We start from the raw sequence: 19,831 nt of genomic DNA on the forward strand, positions 1-19,831 counted from the left end.
GGGTTCAGCATTCCCATTCCGAGCGGCTGAACAGGTAGCCCTTGCCCCACACGGTCTTGATCTTGCGCGCTTCACCGGCGCAGTCATCGAACTTGCGCCGCAACTTGGAGATCGCCACATCCACCGAACGGTCCGTGCCGTTGAACTCGATGCCCCGCAGACGCTGCAGGATCTGATCACGGCTCAGCACTTCGCCGGCATGCCGCGCCAGCACCACCAGCAGGTTGTACTCACCACTGGACAACTCGATGATCTGTCCGCGCCAATTGACGGTGCGCTCTGACAAGTCGATGCACAGATTGCCAATGGTGATGCGGTCAATGGCCATTTGAGGCTCGGTCAGGCTGCTGCGACGCAAAAGCGTGCGCACACGGGCCAGCAATACACGGGGCTCGCAAGGTTTTGTCACATAATCATCTGCACCCATCTCTAGCCCCAGCACCTGATCATGACTATCGTCGCGGGCTGTCAACATCAGGATCGGCAGACTGGCAGACTCGGTTCGCAGCAAGCGACAGACTTGCAGACCATCGAGCCCAGGTAACATCAGGTCAAGAATGACCAGATCCGGAGGGTTGCTTCTTGCTCTGTCACACACTTGATCGCCGCGGGCAATCACGCTGACCTGATAGCCATTGCGCTCCAGGTAGCTGGCAATCAGCTCCGACAGCGCGGCGTCGTCTTCGACCAGCAAAATAGTGGGCATAATCAATGCTTACAACCGGGGAAAACCCGAAGGATATACAACCTTACAAGGATAGGAGCAGAACCTTCACACTTTTTCACATACCCCCTACATTGCTTCACAACGCCTCTTGCGTGCTGCGCTTAGCATGCCTACAGAAACATCCCGCTTATTTAAGAAGGCACGATCGTTGAAAAAGCTCTTCGCCCCGCTATTCCTTACGGCGCTGGCCCTGACCCTCAGCGCCTGCGATAAAAGCCCGGTCGCTGAGACCAAACCTCCCATGACCAAGGTACGCACCGAAGTCATCGCCACCGCGCCCTTGTCCGTCAGCAACGAGCTGAGCGGCCGGGTGGTTGCTCCCCGCGTGGCGCAAGTCAGTGCCCGGGTTGCCGGTGTCGTGCTCAAGCGCGTGTTCACCGAAGGCACCGAGGTGAAACAGGGTGATGTCCTGTTTCTGATTGATCCGGCGCCTTTCAAGGCTGACCTGGACAGCGCGCAGGCCGCCTTGAGCAAGTCCCAGGCTGTTGCCTTGCAGGCAAAACTGCAGGACCAGCGCTATGGCGAGCTGATAGCAATCAACGCGATCAGCCGTCAGGACCATGACAATGCGCGCGCTGCGGCACAGCAGGCCAATGCCGATGTGGCCGCCAATCAGGCTGCGCTTCAGCGCGCCAGGCTGAACCTGGGTTATGCCACCGTTACAGCACCCATCTCGGGGCGCATTGGCCGTGCACTGGTCACGGAAGGCGCTCTGGTCGGCCAGGGTGAAGTCACGCCGCTGGCCCGTATCCAGCAACTCAATCCGATTCATGTCGACCTGACGCAGTCCACCCGCGATCTGGACAACCTGCGCGAAGCATTCCGCGCCGGGGAGCTGCAGCAAGTCGGCAAGCAACAGGCAAAGGCCACATTGATTCGGGACAACGGCAGCCTTTATCCGTTGCCGGGCAAACTGCTGTTCACCGATGTGACGGTTGACCCGAGCACCGGACAAATCATTCTGCGCAGCGAGTTCCCGAATCCTGACTACGATCTTTTGCCAGGCAGTTTTGTGCGGGTTCGACTGGAGCAGGCGTTCAAAAAGGAAGGCATCAGCGTGCCGCAGCGGGCAATCATGCGTGACAGCGCAGGGATCGCCCAGGTGCTGCTGGTCGATGCCGATAACCGCGTGCACCTGCAGGCGGTTCAACTGGGCAGTGCGCAAAATGATCGCTGGGCCGTGACCTCCGGCCTGAAGGCCGGTGACCGCATCGTCACTGAAGGCCTGCAGCACGCCCGCCCGGGTGAGCAGGTACAAATCGATGACCCCACACTCCCTCTCGCACACTCCACGGATCGGTGAGCATGCCGCAGTTTTTTATCGACCGCCCGGTCTTTGCCTGGGTCGTTGCGTTGTTCATTCTGCTGGCGGGGGCTTTGGCCATCCCGCAGTTGCCAGTAGCCAAATATCCCGACGTGGCGCCGCCCCAAGTCGAGGTTTACGCCATTTACCCCGGCGCCTCGGCCCAAACCCTGGACGAAAGCGTCGTCAGCCTGATTGAGCAGGAGCTCAACGGCACCGATGGCTTGCTGTATTTCGAATCCCAGAGCAGCCTGGGCAGCGCCAGCATCACCGCCACATTCAAACCCGGCACCGATCCGGAGATGGCGCAGGTCGATGTACAGAACCGTCTTAAAGCGGTGGAGTCGCGCCTGCCCCAGGCGGTTATCCAGCAAGGCCTGCAGGTCGAGAAAATCTCCTCGGGTTTCCTGATGCTGGTGACACTGACCGCCGACAGCACCAGCGCGCTGGATGAGGTCGCCCTCAGCGATTACCTTGCGCGCAACGTGATGAACGAAGTCAAGCGCATCGACGGCGTCGGCAAGGCCCAGCTGTATGGTGCCGAACGTGCCATGCGCATCTGGATCGATCCGCAAAAACTGATCGGCTTCAACCTGACCCCGGCCGACGTCAACCAGGCGATTGCCAGTCAAAATGCACAGGTTTCCGCGGGCAGCATCGGCGATCTGCCGGGGCGCTCCACCCAGGAAATCACCGCAACAGTACTGGTCAAGGGCCAGCTATCAACCCCGCAAGAGTTTGGCGATATTGTGCTGCGTGCCAACCCGGACGGCTCCACGGTACGCATCAGCGATGTGGCCCGGGTCGAAATCGGCAGCCAGGAGTACCAGTACGGCACCCGGCTGAACGGCAAGTCAGCCAGCGCTTTCAGCGTGAAACTGGCACCGGAGGCCAACGCCCTGAATACGGGCAACCTGATTCGCGCCAAGATGGATGATCTGAGCCGCTACTTCCCGGCCGGTGTGGAATACACCATCCCGTATGACACCACGCCGTTTGTCAAAGTCTCGATCACCAAGGTTATCTACACCCTGGTCGAGGCTATGGTGCTGGTATTTGCCGTGATGTACCTGTTCCTGCAGAACATTCGCTACACACTGATCCCGACCCTGGTGGTGCCGGTGGCACTGATGGGAACGTTCGCCACGATGCTGGCGCTGGGCTTTTCAATCAACGTGCTGACCATGTTCGGCATGGTGCTGGCCATCGGGATTCTGGTGGACGATGCCATTGTGGTGGTCGAGAACGTCGAGCGGATCATGGTCAGCGAAGGGCTTTCGCCGCGAGAAGCGACCCGCAAGGCGATGACCCAGATCAGCGGCGCGATTGTGGGCATCACCCTGGTGCTGGTGGCCGTGTTTATTCCAATGGCGTTCATGCCTGGATCCGTCGGGGTGATTTACCAGCAGTTCTCGCTGTCGATGGCGACTTCGATTCTGTTCTCGGCATTTTTGGCCCTGTCCCTGACCCCGGCCCTGTGTGCAACTTTGCTCAAGCCGATCGCCAAGGGAGAGCATCACGCCAAGGGCGGTTTCTTTGGCTGGTTCAACCGGAAGTTCGAGCGCCTGTCACAAGGTTACGAACACTGGGTGGTGCATCTGATCAAGCGCAGCACACGCTACCTGCTGGTCTACGGTGCCTTGCTGGTGATTCTGGTGGTGTGCTTTGCACGCCTGCCCTCCTCCTTCTTGCCTGTCGAGGACCAGGGCTACACCATCACTGACATTCAACTGCCGCCAGGCGCCAGCCAGAGCCGCACGATCAAGGTGGCCGAGCAGATTGAGGCACACAACGCCAGCGAGCCCGGGGTGGGTAACACCACGATGATCCTGGGTTTCAGCTTCTCGGGTAGCGGCCAGAACGCAGCGCTGGCCTTTACCACCCTCAAGGACTGGTCGGTACGTGGCGCCCAGGACTCTGCATCCGCAATCGCTGACCGGGCGAACGGCGCTTTCAGCGAGCTCAAGGACGCGGTGGCCTTTGCCATCCTTCCACCTCCGGTCAGTGGCCTGGGGACCTCCAGCGGTTTTGAGTTCCGCTTGCAAGACCGTGGCGGTGTTGGCTATGACAGACTGATGCAAGCCCGCAGCGAGTTGCTGGAACTGGCAGCCAAAAGCCCTGTGCTGGCCAATGTGCGTGAAGAAGCACTGGCAGAAAGCCCGCAGGTGCAGCTTGAGGTCGATCGTAAACGCGCCAATGCGCTGGGCATTTCCTTTGCCGACATCGGCGCCGTGTTGTCAACGGCGGTGGGCTCGGCCTATGTCAACGACTTCCCGAATCAGGGCCGCATGCAACGGGTAGTGGTTCAGGCTGAAGGTGATCAGCGCAGCCAGATCGAAGACTTGCTGAAAATGAATGTGCGTAACGACCAGGGCAAGATGGTGCCGCTTTCGGCCTTTGTCGAAGCCCGCTGGATACAGGGCCCGTCCCAGCTGACGCGCTATAACGGTTACCCGGCGATCAGCATTTCCGGCGAATCGGCCCCAGGGCACAGCACCGGCGAGGCGATGGCTGAAATAGAGCGCCTGGTCAGCCAGCTCCCGGCAGGCCTGGGCCTGGAGTGGACAGGGTTATCGTTGCAAGAACAGGTGTCCGGGGCTCAAGCACCGATCCTGCTGGCCTTGTCGCTGCTGATCGTTTTCCTGTGCCTGGCTGCACTGTACGAAAGCTGGTCGATCCCGACCGCTGTTCTGCTGGTCGTGCCATTGGGCGTGCTGGGTGCGGTGCTGGCGGTCACGTTGCGCGGAATGCCCAACGACGTGTTCTTCAAAGTGGGCCTGATCACCATTATCGGGCTGTCGGCAAAGAACGCCATTTTGATCATCGAGTTTGCCAAGACCCTGTACGACGAGGGGCATGACCTGGTGGACGCTACCGTGCAAGCAGCCCGCTTGCGGCTGCGCCCGATTGTGATGACGTCACTGGCGTTCATCCTTGGGGTGGTGCCATTGGCACTCGCCACCGGCGCCAGTTCCGCGAGTCAGCAGGCCATCGGCACAGGGGTGATCGGCGGCATGATCGTCGCAACTCTGGCCGTGGTGTTTGTACCGGTGTTCTTCGTGGTGGTGATGAAGCTGGCAAGAAGCAAACCTCGCCAGGGTTAACCCCCGGCAGTGCGTGCTAAGGTGCTTGTAAACTCAATAACAGGGATAGTTTATGTCGCACCTTGCACGCACTCACCCCCGCTTGACCGCCGCCACTCTGGTCGGGCTGGCCGTTGGCATTTTTGCTCCTGCCGCTACCGTGACCACCAAATTCCTGCTGGGCTGGAACAGCGCTGTGTGGCTGTATCTGGCCTTTACGTTATGGCTGGTGATCCACTCCAGGGCCTGTGACGTCAAAAGCACGGCTGAAGTCGAAGATGAAAATGCCAGCATGGTGCTCTTTACCGTGTGCATTGCTGCAATCGCCAGCCTGGCGGCCGTCACCCTTGAGTTGTCGGGCACCATTGCCAGCGACACCGATCGCCTGATTCATTACGGTTTTACCGGGCTGACGGTGGTGGGTTCGTGGCTGATGATCGGAGTAATTTTCAGCCTGCATTACGCGCGACTGTTCTATAACAACGAAGGGCCGGAGCCGGCGCTGCGCTTCCCGGAGGGATTGCTGGACCCGGACTACTGGGATTTTCTGTATTTCTCGTTCACCCTCAACGTTGCGGTGCAGACAGCCGACGTGAGCATCGCCACCCGCGAAATGCGCAAAGCGGTATTGGCTCACTCATTACTGGGCTTTTTGTTCAACACGGCAGTGCTTGGGTTTACGATCAATATTGCGGCGGGGTTGTTCTAGGGAGGGAATGGCGGCAGCAGGCTTGCAGGCGATGCTATCGCGGGCAAGCCCGGCTCCCACAGGAACGCGCCATGTGGAAGCGGGCATGAGGCGTATCAGTCTGCAGTCAGCACACCACGACGCACCTGGTCGCGTTCGATGGACTCAAACAGTGCCTTGAAGTTGCCTTCGCCAAAGCCGTCATCGCCCTTGCGCTGGATGAACTCGAAGAACACCGGCCCCATCAGGGTTTCAGAGAAGATCTGCAGCAGCAGGCGCTTGTCACCCGAATCCGAAGAACCGTCCAGCAAGATGCCCCGCGATTGAAGCTCTTCAACCGGTTCACCGTGGTTCGGCAGGCGGCCTTCAAGCATTTCGTAGTAGGTCTCTGGCGGTGCGGTCATGAAGCGCATGCCAATTTTCTTCAGTGCGTCCCAGGTCTTGATCAGGTCATCACTGAGGAAGGCAACGTGCTGAATGCCCTCACCGTTGAACTGCATCAGGAACTCTTCGATCTGACCCGCACCTTTGGACGACTCTTCGTTCAACGGGATGCGAATCATGCCATCTGGCGCGGTCATGGCCTTGGAGGTCAGTCCGGTGTATTCGCCCTTGATGTCGAAATAACGGATTTCGCGGAAGTTGAACAGCTTCTCGTAGAAGTTGGCCCAATAAGCCATGCGGCCGCGGTACACGTTATGGGTCAGGTGATCGATGATCTTCAGGCCCGCGCCGACCGGATGACGGTCTACGCCTTCGATGAACACAAAGTCGATGTCGTAAATCGAGTTGCCTTCGCCATAGCGGTCGATCAGGTACAACGGAGCGCCACCAATGCCTTTGATTGCAGGCAGGTTCAGTTCCATCGGGCCGGTAGGGATATGCACCGGCTGAGCCCCCAATTCAAGTGCACGGGTATAGGCTTGCTGTGCATTGCGCACCCGAAACGCCATCCCGCATACCGACGGACCGTGCTCGGCCGCGAAGTAGGACGCGACACTATTGGGCTCGTTGTTGAGGATCAGGTTGATATCGCCCTGGCGATACAGGTGCACATCTTTGGAACGGTGGGTCGCCACCTTGGTGAAACCCATGATTTCAAACACAGGTTCAAGGGTATTGGGTACAGGGGACGCGAATTCGATGAACTCAAAGCCCATCAGGCCCATTGGGTTTTCGTATAGATCAGCCATTTTAGGCGCCTCATCATGGTCATTTTTAGAATTAACAGGGGTTATATGCTAAGAATGCTGAGGCTGGCTGGCGGCGCGCAGGAGATCCCGCGCACACTGCGCGCAAGGAAATCACCGTAGATCAACTGGAACCCGAATCGCTTCATTTCGATCCATCTCTTACGCGGTAGGGCTTCTGCTTTCAGAAGTCGTTATTCTTGTATGCGTAAGCCGATTCTACATGGCGTAATCTTATTTGTCCTACCCATTGTAAAATTGCCCGCATGCACTGCTACGCTTTTCTTACTGTTCTGTCGCGTGCACCCAAGCCCCACCTCTGTGTTAGCAGGATTTTGAATGCCACTCACCTCAAAAATGAGCCGTAAATGGACTGACCGTTACGCGTTGACTGTGCTCAGCGGACTGTTACCTGTTGTGCTGGGTGTCTTGATTATAGTTTGGCAGGCCAACCGCTCACTGAAACTTGAGGCCACTCAAACCGCCCAGGAAGCAGTACGTCAATTTGATTTGATGCTGGAAAATGCAATGCTTGCCGCCGATGTCGTATTGCCGTTGGCGGGCCAGGATTGCCCTCAGGTTGAACTGGCCCTGCGCGAACAGGTGACGCGCCGCCCTTTTGTACGCTCCGTCAATCTGGTGTGGGACAACCAGATCTACTGCACGTCCTTGTTTGGCAATTACAAGGAAGCGGTGAACCCTGCCAACTATGCAGGCGGCGTTCTATGGCTGATGCCCGGCACCATGGTTACGCCCAATGATCCTGTACTGGTTTACCGCCAAAACAAGGACAAGCGTGGGGTATTGATCAGCCTGTACGGCTTTCACCTGGTCAACGTACTGGGACTGATCAATCATAAGACCAATTTATTAATTGTCGTGGGTAACGCCTGGATCGATCGCTATGGCCAGGTACGTAATACACCGCCTCCCCATTTGCCTGTGGCGCAAACTTCAGTGCCTTCATCCGAGTATCCCTATGGCGTTATCGCCGGCTTTAACAAGGGCGAAGTCTGGCGACATGTGATTGTTGAATACCCTGGTTTTTTGGGTTTATTGATCTTTCTGGGCGCTGTTTCAGCCTTGACGGTTAACAGGCTTCAAAAACGCTCGTCTTCACCCTCCAGTGAAATGTGCCGTGGCCTGGAGGCGGCCGAGTTCATTCCTTACTTCCAACCCGTCGTACGGGGTGATACCAAACAATGGGCCGGTGCCGAAGTATTGATGCGCTGGCAACATCCTAAAGAGGGGCTGGTTCGTCCGGACCTGTTTATCCCTTTTGCAGAACACTCGGGCTTGATTGTGCCGATGACGCGCTCGCTGATGGAGCAAACATCACAGCTGCTTGCCCCCCACTCCAGCCACATGGAGCCCGGTTTCCATATAGCCTTCAACATTTCAGCCCACCATTGCCAGAACCTTGAGCTGGTTGAAGACTGCCGACGCTTTCTGGATGCTTTCCCGCCGGGGCACATCAACCTTGTCCTGGAACTCACCGAGCGCGAGTTAATCGTCCCCACCCCCACTACCCATCAGCTGTTCAGTCAATTGCACACCCTGGGCGTCATGATTGCCATTGATGACTTTGGCACCGGCCATTCAAGCCTGAGTTATTTGCGCGAGTTCAACGTTGATTACTTGAAGATTGACCAGAGCTTTGTCGCCTTGATTGGGGTAGATGCCCTGTCCAGACATATTCTTGACAGCATCATTGAGTTGAGTGCGAAGCTGGACTTGGGGATTGTCGCAGAAGGCATTGAAACAGAAGAACAAAGCGAGTACCTGGCCGCTCAAGGCGTTGATTTTTTACAAGGCTACCTGTTTGCGCGCCCCATGCCGCCGGCCGAGTTCATCGAGGCTTTACAGGCACGCTTAACCCCCACTTAATAAATAAGCGTGCTGTTTGAAACTTTTTCAAACAGCACGCTTATAGCACTTGGCAGCGTAGGAATTAGCAACTACAATTTTTTTTGTCCGAATACGAACTTTTAATTGTCTGCATCAGTGGATGCGTTCCCCGGGATCAAATCCTCGAGGGTTCGTCCTGCAAATCTTGTGCATTCCAAACATCATTAATTCGCTTCGGTTTCATCGCACCGAACCTACGAATGGAGTAATGACTTTGTCTAGACTTGCTGAGTTTCGCGCTGCTGAAAAAGCGCTACAAGAACAGCTGGCCCAATTGGAAGCCTTGAAAAATGATGCCGGACTTAAAAAGGAAATCGAGTTCGAAGAAAAGCTTCAAGGCTTGATGAAAACCTATGGCAAAAACCTTCGGGACATCATCGCCATCCTTGACCCAAACCCTTCTGCTTCAAAGGGCGCATCAGCCCCTAAACAGCGCAAGGCCCGAGTGCTCAAGGTGTACCAAAACCCCCATACCGGCGAACTTATCGAAACCAAAGGCGGCAACCATCGTGGCTTGAAAGCCTGGAAAGAAGAGTATGGTGCAGCAACGGTAGATACCTGGCTTCGTGCGTAAAGCCCACCTGCAAATCACGCCCTGCCCCGGCAGGGCTTTTTTGTACCTGAGTTAATCGTTCTGAGCCCCTCCTTCATTATAAAGGGCTCAACTTTATGATGAAGGACTCACATTATCGTGCGTCGCAGAGTTACGTTATTTTTAGTCCATCATTAAAACTTCAACGTCGCTTCTTGGCGGGCTCCTGCCAGCGATCCGCTCAAGTACACGCATGTGTTTTACCGAACGCCCCGAGTAAAAAACAGCCCGAGTCAATTGCGGTGTAGGAAAAGTCGTATTTTGCGACCCACAGGACCGAAAAGGACGGGAGGGGAAGATGCTTCACAAATTTTTCACATGGCGGGTCACAGGATAGAGGCTGCTAAAGGACTAGCGCCCCATGCCCGCTTCGGCGGGCTTCTTTTTGCCTGGAATTTGCCTCCCACTACCCCCAACCCCTCGTACAGACAGCCCTTTTCCCCTAAAACAGGTTTGGCGCAAGACTTCACTTTCCGTATCATTCCCTCATCACGCTCATCGTAGCGACCGATCACCTATGCATCATTTTCGGAGGGTTCATGAGCCTGCAAGACCTGAACAACATCCCTGGCGTCACTGGCCAACCAGATAGCGCTACCCATAACTTCGTGTTCAACCACACCATGCTGCGCGTCAAAAACATCGAGAAGTCCCTCGATTTTTATACCCGCGTACTGGGTTTTTCACTGGTTGAAAAGCGTGACTTTCCTGAAGCCGAATTCAGCCTGTATTTTCTGGCGCTGGTCGACAAGGCACAGATCCCCGCGGACGACGCTGCGCGTACGCTGTGGATGAAGTCCATTCCCGGCATCCTGGAACTGACCCACAACCACGGCTCGGAAACCGACGACAGCGTCGTCTACCACAATGGCAACACCGATCCGCGCGGTTTCGGCCATATCTGTATTTCGGTGCCGGATATCCGCGCCGCCTGTGAGCGCTTTGAAGACTTGGGCGTGGACTTTCAGAAACGTCTGAACGATGGCCGCATGAAATCCCTGGCATTCGTTAAAGATCCGGACGGTTACTGGGTCGAGATCATCCAGCCACAACCGATGTAAATATCGGACTCAAAAAAAAACCCATGATCGCTCATGGGTTTTTTGTTTCAGGCCGCTTATTGCGGCGCAGAAGAGCGGATCAAGTGATCGAACGCACTCAGGGAAGCCTTGGCGCCCTCGCCTACCGCGATCACGATCTGCTTGTACGGTACGGTGGTCACGTCACCGGCTGCGAAAATACCGGGGATGGACGTTTCACCACGAGCATCGACCACGATCTCACCACGGGGCGAAAGCTCTACAGTACCTTTGAGCCAATCGGTGTTAGGCAACAAACCAATTTGTACAAAGATGCCTTCAAGTTCCACGGCATGCACTTCACCCGACTGACGATCCTTGTAAAGCAGACCGTTCACTTTCTGCCCGTCACCCGTTACCTCGGTGGTCTGGGCATTGGTGATGACCTTTACGTTGGGCAGGCTGTGCAACTTGCGCTGCAATACCGCATCGGCGCGCAATGTGGTATCGAACTCAAGCAGGGTCACATGAGCAACGATGCCTGCCAGGTCGATGGCTGCTTCGACGCCCGAGTTACCGCCGCCGATGACTGCAACACGCTTGCCCTTGAACAACGGGCCATCACAGTGCGGGCAGTAAGCAACACCTCGACTGCGGTATTGCTGCTCACCCGGCACGTTCATTTCACGCCAGCGGGCACCGGTGGCCAGAATCACGGTCTTGGCTTTTAGCGATGCACCGCTGGCAAATTTCACTTCGTGCAACTCGCCCGCCTTGCCGGCGATCAATTTGTCTGCACGCTGCAGGTTCATGATGTCGACGTCGTATTGCTTGACGTGTTCCTCAAGTGCAGTGGCAAGTTTTGGTCCTTCAGTTTCCTGAACCGAGATAAAGTTCTCGATGGCCATGGTGTCCAGCACCTGCCCCCCAAAGCGCTCGGCCGCAACACCGGTACGTATGCCTTTACGCGCAGCATAGATCGCTGCAGCAGCACCGGCCGGACCACCGCCGATCACCAGCACGTCAAAGGCTTCTTTGGCGCTGATTTTTTCGGCCTGACGCTCAACGGCACTGGTGTCCAGTTTGCCGAGAATCTCTTCCAGGCCCATGCGACCCTGACCGAAGTTCACTCCGTTCAGGTAAACGCTTGGCACCGCCATCACCTGACGTTCGGTGACTTCGTCCTGGAACAAGGCGCCGTCGATCGCCACGTGGCGAATGTTCGGGTTGAGCACTGCCATCAAGTTCAGAGCCTGCACAACGTCAGGGCAGTTCTGGCAAGACAGCGAGAAATAGGTTTCGAAGTTGAACTCGCCTTTAAGGGAGCGAATCTGTTCAATCACGTCGCTACTGGCTTTCGATGGGTGGCCGCCTACTTGCAGCAAGGCCAGCACCAGCGAAGTAAATTCGTGGCCCATCGGGATACCTGCAAAACGCAGGCTGATATCGCCGCCGGGGCGGTTCAGCGAGAACGAAGGCTTGCGCGCATCGTTACCGTTGTCCAGCAGGGTGATCATGCTGGAAAGACTGGCGATTTCTTTTAACAGGTCGTGCATTTCACGGGATTTCGCACCGTCGTCGAGAGAAGCGACAATCTCGATCGGCTGTGTGACCCGCTCCAGGTATGACTTCAACTGTGCTTTTAGATTGGCGTCCAACATACGGGCGATCTCCTTTGAATATTGATTCTGTAAAAAAAAACGCCCGAGCGAATGTCGCCCGGGCGTTTTGAGGGCGATGCTGCTGACTACTTAGGTGCGGTTCACCGCCCTTGGGTGCTTCACAGACTTAGATCTTGCCGACCAGGTCAAGGGATGGAGCCAAGGTGGACTCACCTTCTTTCCATTTGGCCGGGCAAACTTCACCTGGGTGAGCTGCGACGTACTGAGCAGCCTTGATTTTGCGCAGCAGCTCGGAGGCATCACGACCAACGCCGCCGTCGTTCAGCTCAACGATCTTGATCTGACCTTCCGGGTTGATCACGAAAGTACCGCGGTCAGCCAGGCCAGCTTCTTCGATCAGCACGTCGAAGTTGCGGGAGATGGTCAGCGTAGGATCGCCGATCATGGTGTACTGGATTTTGCCGATGGCTGGCGAAGTGTTGTGCCAGGCAGCATGGGCAAAGTGGGTGTCAGTCGACACGCTGTAGATTTCCACGCCGAGTTTCTTGAACTCTTCGTAGTTGTCAGCCAGGTCTTCCAGTTCGGTTGGGCAAACGAAGGTGAAGTCGGCTGGGTAGAAGAACACGACAGACCACTTGCCTTTCAGGTCAGCGTCCGACACTTCCACGAAGCTGCCGTTTTTGTAGGCAGTTGCTTTGAACGGTTTTACTTGGCTGTTGATGATAGGCATCGTTGACTCTCCGTCAGGGTTGAAAAGTTGATGAGGTGAATCCTAACAACACATTTCGCATCTGGCTCATTGGCAAAGCTGATGCTGCCGATTGGTTTTAGCTATCAAGTGACGCTATAGATAGAAGAAAGCTAATACCCCAAGTCCCTATTCAACTATGGGCCATCGGGTCGGCTTTCAAGTTGACTTCGATCAGTTGCCAACAGGCTTTTCAGCGGTGAGGCTCATCCCGGTAAACGGGCTCGCTTCAACATAGCGCATGGCTGACTTGACGTCCTTCCAGCCGACGTAATTCATCAGCGACTTCAAATCCCAACCACTTTGATGGGCCCATGTTGCAAAACCGCGACGCAGCGAGTGACTGGTGTATTGCTCGGCAGCAATGCCGGCTCGCTCCAGCGCCTGGCGCAGAAGCGGGATCACGCTGTTGGCGTGCAGCCCCTCCTCGCCCAGGTTGCCCCAGCGGTCGATCCCGCGGAACACAGGGCCACGCACCAGCGCGGCCGTATTGAGCCACTCGATATAGGCCCGCACCGGACACAGTCGCTGTAGCGCCGGGGTCTGGAATGTTTTACCCAGGTTGTCGCGGTCGCTCTTGCTGCGGGGCAGATACAGCGTAATGCCCGCGCCCGGGACCGCTTGTACGTGCTCGACCTGCAAACGACATAGCTCATCGCTGCGAAACCCGCGCCAGAACCCCAGCAGAATCAGGGCGGCATCACGCCTGGCCCGCAACAGCCCTGGCTGATCCGCGCTGGCTTGCGCTGCCTGCGCTTCGCCTTCGAGCCAGTCGACCACCTGCTCCAGATGCTGCAACTGCAGCGGTTCGGCCTGCTTCTCCTGTGCCGGATGCAATGCACGGATGCCCTTGAACACCTTGCGCACGACCGGGGCCTTGGTCGGATCGGCAAACCCCTGACTGTTGTGCCATTGCGCAATCGCCGACAGACGCAGCTTCAAGGTGTTGATAGACAGCTGTCCAGCGTGGGCCACCAGATAGCGCGCCACGCTGTCGCTGGTGGCCGGAAGGAAACCGCCCCAGGTCACTTCGAAATGCTCGATGGCAGCCCGATAGCTACGGCGGGTGTTGTCGCGGGTGGCGGCGTTTAAGTAGCGATCCAGCTCGCTCATGGGCAGTTCTCTTGATTGGCGTACTGAAAACGAGCCAAAAATGCTGTTTAAAGGCTCTAGCACGTGATAATACCAGTATATCCCGCGTCTTAAATCGTAAATAAAGACAAAATTTAATCGTTAATATAGTATGTAATTACATGATACATACCACAGTACAAAATCGTAGGAGAAAGCCATGGCCCGTGGCGGCGTAAACAAAGCGGTAGTCCAAATTGCACGCACGGCGATCCTGGCCCGCGGCGAACACCCGAGCATTGATGCTGTACGTATCGAGATGGGTAATACCGGATCGAAAACCACGATCCATCGCTATCTAAAAGAGCTGGACGAGGTCGACTCACGTCGCGGCGCACCTCAGGAACAGATCGGTGACGAACTGACCGAGCTGGTAGCCCGCCTCGCCCAGCGCCTGCAGGAGCAGGCGCAAGAGCCGATCGACCGCGCCCAGGCTCATTACGAACAGCTGAAAATCGAGTTGCGCGAGCAACTGAGCGAGGCGCAAGACGCTCAGGCACAGCTTGAGCAACGCCTTGAGATACAAGGCACGGCACTGAGCCAGGAAAGCGCCAACCTCGAAGCCATCCGCTCCATGCTGCAAACCGAACAAACCCGCAACGCCGCCCTGAATCAGGCGTGCAGTGACTTTGAGCTGCGCCTCACGGACCGTGACGAACAAATCCGCTCACTGGAAGAAAAGCACCTGCACGCCCGCGATGCCCTTGAGCACTACCGCAGCGCCGTCAAGGAACAACGGGAGCAGGATCAGCGTCGCCATGAGGGACAATTGCAGCAGGTACAAATGGAACTGCGCCAGGCCCAACAGAGCGCGCTGGTACGTCAGGATGAAATCACCCAACTGCATCGTGACAACGAGCGTGTATTGAGCGAGAGCCGCGCCCTGAACAAAGAACTGAACCAGGCCAATGACCAGCAGCACAAGTTGAGCAACCTCAACGGGCAATTGACTGGCCAACTGAGCCAGCTGCAAAACGAATGCACCCTGCTCCAGGAGCGCTTGCGGGTGGCTACCCAGGAAAGCGAAGGCTTGAAGCAGGCGCATAGCCAGTCACAAGAAGTCACAGCCGCTCTGACACTCAGAGCAATGACCGCCGAGACGGCACTTGAAACCATGAAAGCGCATATCGTGCAATCAGAACCAAAAGTCGACGAGGCGAAAAAGCCATGATGATGCTGATGAGCCAGCTCTGCTGAATCACCGCATCGATACCATCGCGAGCAAGCCCGCTCCCACAGCTTTGCGCTCCTTGTGGGAGCGGGCTTGCTCGCGATACAGGCGACCGGATTTGTTTGAAGCAATGCATTGAGTCCATTGCCCCGATGCAGCTTTCCGTTCAGCCAACGTTCAGCAAATGCAATCGATTCTTGTTTGGTAATACGTACCAGCATGTTACAAATTAGCTCCCTAACTAATTAGTGACGCGGGCTTTTCCCATGCTGGTTCCATTTCTGATCATGTTGCGCGAAGGGATTGAGGCCGCGCTTATCGTCGGCATCATTGCCAGTTATCTCAAGCAAACAGGCCGCGGGCAGTGGATGCCCGCCGTGTGGATCGGCGTCTTCCTGGCAGTGGCACTGTCGCTGCTGGTGGGTGGTGGCCTGGAGCTCATGAGTGCCGAATTCCCGCAGAAGCAACAGGAGTTGTTCGAAGGCATCGTAGGCCTGATTGCGGTCGGCATTCTCAGTTCGATGGTGTTCTGGATGCGCAAAGTGGCGCGCTCCATCAAGCACTCCCTGCACACGTCACTTGATCAGGCGCTGGCCGGCTCAAAACATCAAGTCACCGCACTAATCGCCATGGTGTTCTTTGCCGTCGCCCGCGAAGGGCTTGAAACCGTGTTTTTTCTGCTCGCCGTATTCCAGCAAAGCGAAGGCCCTGCCGCACCGCTGGGCGCCCTGCTTGGCCTGGTCCTGGCCATCGGTATCGGTTTTGCCATTTACAGCGGCAGCATGCGTCTGAACCTGGGCCTGTTCTTCCGCTGGACCGGCCTGTTTATTCTGGTGGTTGCGGCGGGCATCCTGGCCAACTCGGTGCAAGCACTACATGAAGCCGGGCTATGGAATTACCTGCAGGGCGTCGTGTTCGATATCAGCACTCGCCTGCCGATGGATGGCCCCCTTGGCTCGGTGCTGGCGGGCATGCTCGGCTATCAGGATGCGCCAACCGTCAGCGTATTGGCCGCCTATGTGATTTATCTGGCAGTGACGCTAGCGATGTTCTTTCGCCCGCCTGCGCCTGCAAACGCTGCACACACCTCCTCCGCAACACACCCATAAGGTCAAGCATGCCTACCCCTGCAAGCGGTACACCGCCTCGCGCACTGCGCTGGGCGGTGGCCGGCTCGGTGATCGTGATGATCGCGGCTGGCGGATTGTTCTACTACGCCTCGCAACTGGCTGCAGCCAAGCGCAGCGTTCACAACAACGAAGTCACGGTCACCATTCACCCCCACAGTTGCGAACCCAATGCGCTGACCGTACCGGCTGGCTTTAATAGCTTTCGTATTGTCAACGCCTCAGAGCGGGCGGTTGAATGGGAGATCCTCGACGGCGTACTGGTCGTCGAGGAGCGTGAGAATATTGCCCCAGGCCTCAGCCAGGCGATTAACGCGACCCTGGCTCCGGGGGATTACGCCATCACCTGCGGCCTGCTCAGCAATCCCCGCGGCTCACTGCACGTGACGCCCACCGCCGCGTCCGAGGCCAGCGCCAATGCGCAACCTTCAATGGTGGCCTTTATTGGCCCCCTGTCGGAGTTCCGGGTTTACCTGAGCCGCCAGGGCAGCGCGATGATCAAGGCCGTCGACGCGCTGTCCCTGGCCATTGCGGCCGGTGATCTCGAGCAGGCGCAAGCTTTGTACATACCCGCCCGCGAGGCTTATCAGCGGCTGGCCCCGGCAGCCCAGCGGCTGGCAGAACTGGATAACGCCATCAATGCCCGCGCCGACTATTTCGAAAAACGCGAGCAAGACCCGGGTTTCACCGGTTTCCATCGCCTGGAATACGGCCTGTTCGATCAGCGCAGCACCCAGGGCCTCACGCCGATAGCCCAACAACTGCAAACCGATGCCGTGCAACTCAAGCAACAGTTATTGGCCCAATCACTGCCGCCCGAACAGTTGGCCAGCATTGCTGCGCGCACCCTCCACACTCTGGCGGACACCCGCGCCAACAGCGGCGAGGAAGAACGCTACAGCCACATCGACCTCAACGGTTTTGCCGCCAACCTTGAAGCTGCACGCAAGGTGGTTGACCTGCTGCGTCCGCTACTGACCAAAAAAAATGCCGATCTGCAGCACAGCATCGACATTGCCAGCGCTTCGCTTGAAGCACAGCTCAGTGGCCTCAGCACACCCCGGGGCTACCGCAGCTACGACACAGTCAGTGCCGAACAACGCCAACAGATCAGCAAAAAGGCCAAGGTTCTGGCCGACGCACTCGATGGAATCGATCCCGCCCTTGGCCTTAGCGGCCTGTCATTGCAGACGAGACGCACATGAGCGATTCAGAACACACCTCGAACTCTTTTAACCAGCAGCGCCGCCGCATCCTGATGGGCATGGGGGTCGCCGGTGCCGCCCTGGCCGGTGGCGCCCTCAGCTGTCCGGCCCTGGCTGCGGGCCACGCGGCTGATGCACAGGTCACTCAGGCCCCCAGCAGCGACAGAACCCTGGATCATCACGGGTTCCATGGCCAGCATCAAAATGGCATCGTCACTCCCCGCCCGGCTGCTGGCATGCTGGTCGCCTTCGATGTGCTGGCCACTGACCGGCAAGATCTTGAGCGCCTGTTCCGCACCCTGAATGAGCGCATTGCCTTCCTGATGAAGGGCGGCGCCGTGCCCCAGGTCGACCCCAAGCTGCCACCTGTGGACTCCGGCATTCTTGGCCCCGTTGTGACCCCGGACAACTTGACCGTCACCGTATCGGTTGGCGAGTCCCTGTTTGATGAGCGTTTCGGCCTGAGCCAGGTCAAGCCCAAGCGCTTGAGCCGCATGCAAGGTTTTCCCAACGATGCATTGGAGCCCGGGCAGTGCCACGGCGACTTGAGCCTGCAGTTTTGCGCCAACACGGCCGACACCAATATTCACGCCCTGCGTGACATCGTGAAAAACCTCCCCGACCTGCTTCTGGTGCGCTGGAAGCAAGAAGGCACTGTTCCACCCCAAGCGCCCGCCAGGCCCGGTGTACCGGCTCAAAGTGCGCGCAACTTCCTGGGCTTTCGCGACGGTTCGGCCAACCCCGACTCCAACGACAACACGACCATGAACCGGATTGTCTGGGTCCAGCCCGGCAGCGACGAACCCCGGTGGGCGGTCAACGGCAGCTATCAGGCGGTGCGCATCATCCGCAACTTCGTCGAGCGCTGGGACCGAACCCCTCTGCAAGAACAGGAAAGCATCTTTGGTCGCAGCAAGGCCAGTGGCGCCCCTCTGGACGGCACCCGCGAAAGCGACGTCCCTGATTACAGCCAGGACCCGCATGGCAAAGTCACCCGGATGGACGCCCATATCCGCCTGGCCAACCCGCGCACCGCGCAAACGCGCAATAGCCTGATCCTGCGCCGGCCATTCAACTATTCCAATGGCGTCAACAAGAACGGCCAGCTCGACATGGGCCTGCTCTTTATCTGCTACCAGCGCGACCTGGAGCAGGGCTTTATCGCCGTGCAAACCCGCCTGAACGGTGAGCCCCTGGAGGAATACCTCAAGCCTGTTGGCGGCGGCTATTTCTTTACCCTGCCGGGCGTGCGCGACGATCAGGATTTCATTGGCCGCTCGCTGCTCGATGCCGCCACACCGCCTGCCCGTACCTGAACCTCAACCAATCGGAAAAAGTCCCATGAAGATGACGCCGCTCGCACTGCTCCTGGCCCTGGGGTTGCTCCATACCCCGCTCTCGGCACTGGCCGCAACCGCGCCGCTGGATTTGGTTCAACCTGTTTCGGACTACAAGATTTACGTCACCGAGCAACTGGATGAACTGGCCAGCAACACACAAGCATTCACCGATGCGGTCAAAAAGGGGGACCTGGCCACGGCCAAAAAACTCTATGCACCGACCCGCGTGTATTACGAGTCCATTGAACCGATTGCCGAGTTATTCAGCGACCTCGACGCTTCGATCGATTCCCGGGTAGACGATCACGAAAAAGGCGTTAAAGCGCCTGATTTCACAGGCTTCCATCGCATCGAGTACAGCCTGTTCTCCGAAAACAGCACCCAGGGCCTCGACCAATTGGCTGATGGCCTTAACAAGGACGTAAAAGACCTGCAAAGCCGTGTGGCGGGGTTGACCTTCCCGCCGGAGAAGGTCGTTGGCGGCGCAGCGGCCCTGATGGAAGAAGTGGCCGCCACCAAGATTTCCGGCGAGGAAGATCGCTACAGCCACACCGACCTGTATGACTTCCAGGGCAACGTGGACGGCGCGAAAAAGATAGTCGACTTGTTCCGTGCACAAATCGCGCAGAACGACAAAGCGTTTGCCGCCAAAGTCGATAAAAACTTCGCTACGGTAAACACCATTCTGGCCAAGTACAAAACCGCCGACGGTGGTTTCGAAACCTACGACAAGGTCAAGGACAACGATCGCAAAGCGCTGGTGGGGCCTGTCAATACACTGGCCGAAGACTTGTCGACCCTGCGGGGCAAACTGGGCCTGAACTAAAAGGCCATTATTGAGCGCCAACCGGTGTGACGCACGTCACACGCCCGCAGGTTGGCGCTCAGACGTTTATGGGTTTAAACGAGGGGCAGAATCGTTACTGCAAGTGGGCGCTGTTCAATTTCGTACAATTGCTGATATAAACCACTGCACG

16 protein-coding genes are annotated in these 19,831 nt (G+C 57.3%); 11 read left to right on the forward strand and 5 right to left on the reverse strand.

Translation table 11 applies throughout. The features are described from left to right. Window positions 1–4: 4 nt before the first annotated feature. The gene (locus KO536_RS14815; RefSeq protein ID WP_219262218.1) at window positions 5–706 is read right to left on the reverse strand and encodes a response regulator transcription factor; all 702 of its coding nucleotides are present in this window, start codon (window positions 704–706) and stop codon (window positions 5–7) included. 127 nt (window positions 707–833) lie between these two features. Between KO536_RS14815 and KO536_RS14820 the strand changes: the two genes are divergently transcribed. Genes KO536_RS14820 through KO536_RS14830 form a run of 3 tightly spaced genes read left to right on the forward strand, consistent with a single transcriptional unit; the run spans window position 834 to window position 5,822 of the window. After that, the gene (locus KO536_RS14820; RefSeq protein WP_219262219.1) at window positions 834–2,030 is read left to right on the forward strand and encodes an efflux RND transporter periplasmic adaptor subunit; all 1,197 of its coding nucleotides are present in this window, start codon (window positions 834–836) and stop codon (window positions 2,028–2,030) included. Window positions 2,031–2,032: 2 nt separating this feature from the next. Beyond that, window positions 2,033–5,134: an efflux RND transporter permease subunit gene (locus tag KO536_RS14825; RefSeq protein WP_219262220.1), complete on the forward strand. Its 3,102-nt coding sequence runs from the start codon at window positions 2,033–2,035 to the stop codon at window positions 5,132–5,134. A 52-nt stretch (window positions 5,135–5,186) separates the two neighbouring features. Next, window positions 5,187–5,822, forward strand: coding sequence for a DUF1345 domain-containing protein (locus KO536_RS14830; RefSeq protein ID WP_133079206.1), 636 nt, complete (start codon window positions 5,187–5,189; stop codon window positions 5,820–5,822). Window positions 5,823–5,917: 95 nt separating this feature from the next. Here the strand turns inward: KO536_RS14830 and hppD are convergent, their stop codons facing one another. Continuing rightward, entirely contained in the window at window positions 5,918–6,994 is a 1,077-nt protein-coding gene (hppD, locus tag KO536_RS14835) for a 4-hydroxyphenylpyruvate dioxygenase (RefSeq protein WP_219262221.1), read from the reverse strand. A 336-nt stretch (window positions 6,995–7,330) separates the two neighbouring features. On the opposite strand from hppD, the gene KO536_RS14840 reads away from it, so the two are divergent. From KO536_RS14840 to gloA, 3 genes are all read left to right on the forward strand, one after another. Then, on the forward strand, window positions 7,331–8,878 hold the full coding sequence (locus KO536_RS14840; protein ID WP_219262222.1) for an EAL domain-containing protein: 1,548 nt from the start codon (window positions 7,331–7,333) through the stop codon (window positions 8,876–8,878). Between the two features lie 235 nt (window positions 8,879–9,113). Beyond that, window positions 9,114–9,473 carry a histone-like nucleoid-structuring protein, MvaT/MvaU family gene (locus KO536_RS14845; RefSeq protein WP_219262353.1) on the forward strand — a complete coding sequence of 120 codons (360 nt, stop codon included), beginning with the start codon at window positions 9,114–9,116 and terminating at the stop codon, window positions 9,471–9,473. Window positions 9,474–10,030: 557 nt separating this feature from the next. Then, window positions 10,031–10,552 carry a lactoylglutathione lyase gene (gene gloA, locus KO536_RS14850; RefSeq protein WP_219262223.1) on the forward strand — a complete coding sequence of 174 codons (522 nt, stop codon included), beginning with the start codon at window positions 10,031–10,033 and terminating at the stop codon, window positions 10,550–10,552. A gap of 56 nt (window positions 10,553–10,608) precedes the next feature. On the opposite strand, the gene ahpF is transcribed toward gloA, so the two are convergent. The 3 genes from ahpF to KO536_RS14865 form a co-directional block, all read right to left on the reverse strand. Continuing rightward, complete coding sequence (gene ahpF, locus KO536_RS14855; protein ID WP_219262224.1) at window positions 10,609–12,171, reverse strand: alkyl hydroperoxide reductase subunit F; 1,563 nt, start codon at window positions 12,169–12,171, stop codon at window positions 10,609–10,611. A 127-nt stretch (window positions 12,172–12,298) separates the two neighbouring features. Then, window positions 12,299–12,862 carry an alkyl hydroperoxide reductase subunit C gene (gene ahpC / locus KO536_RS14860; RefSeq protein ID WP_016780891.1) on the reverse strand — a complete coding sequence of 188 codons (564 nt, stop codon included), beginning with the start codon at window positions 12,860–12,862 and terminating at the stop codon, window positions 12,299–12,301. A gap of 192 nt (window positions 12,863–13,054) precedes the next feature. Beyond that, window positions 13,055–13,993 (reverse strand): site-specific integrase, encoded by a 939-nt coding sequence (locus tag KO536_RS14865; protein WP_133079212.1) that lies wholly within the window; start codon window positions 13,991–13,993, stop codon window positions 13,055–13,057. Window positions 13,994–14,171: 178 nt separating this feature from the next. On the opposite strand from KO536_RS14865, the gene KO536_RS14870 reads away from it, so the two are divergent. From KO536_RS14870 to efeO (KO536_RS14890), 5 genes are all read left to right on the forward strand, one after another. Further along, complete coding sequence (locus tag KO536_RS14870) at window positions 14,172–15,182, forward strand: DNA-binding protein (protein ID WP_219262225.1); 1,011 nt, start codon at window positions 14,172–14,174, stop codon at window positions 15,180–15,182. 266 nt (window positions 15,183–15,448) lie between these two features. Further along, entirely contained in the window at window positions 15,449–16,291 is an 843-nt protein-coding gene (efeU, locus tag KO536_RS14875; protein ID WP_219262226.1) for an iron uptake transporter permease EfeU, read from the forward strand. An 8-nt stretch (window positions 16,292–16,299) separates the two neighbouring features. Next, complete coding sequence (gene efeO / locus KO536_RS14880) at window positions 16,300–17,514, forward strand: iron uptake system protein EfeO (protein ID WP_219262227.1); 1,215 nt, start codon at window positions 16,300–16,302, stop codon at window positions 17,512–17,514. Next, window positions 17,511–18,830, forward strand: a complete 1,320-nt coding sequence (efeB, locus tag KO536_RS14885; protein ID WP_219262228.1) for an iron uptake transporter deferrochelatase/peroxidase subunit — start codon at window positions 17,511–17,513, stop codon at window positions 18,828–18,830. The genes efeO (KO536_RS14880) and efeB overlap by 4 nt, the downstream gene beginning before the upstream one ends. A 25-nt stretch (window positions 18,831–18,855) precedes the next feature. Beyond that, the gene (efeO, locus tag KO536_RS14890; RefSeq protein ID WP_219262229.1) at window positions 18,856–19,680 is read left to right on the forward strand and encodes an iron uptake system protein EfeO; all 825 of its coding nucleotides are present in this window, start codon (window positions 18,856–18,858) and stop codon (window positions 19,678–19,680) included. Window positions 19,681–19,831: the final 151 nt, after the last annotated feature.

It is taken from the genome of Pseudomonas sp. NKUCC02_KPG (assembly GCF_019345465.1).
Taxonomy (GTDB): Bacteria; Pseudomonadota; Gammaproteobacteria; order Pseudomonadales; family Pseudomonadaceae; genus Aquipseudomonas.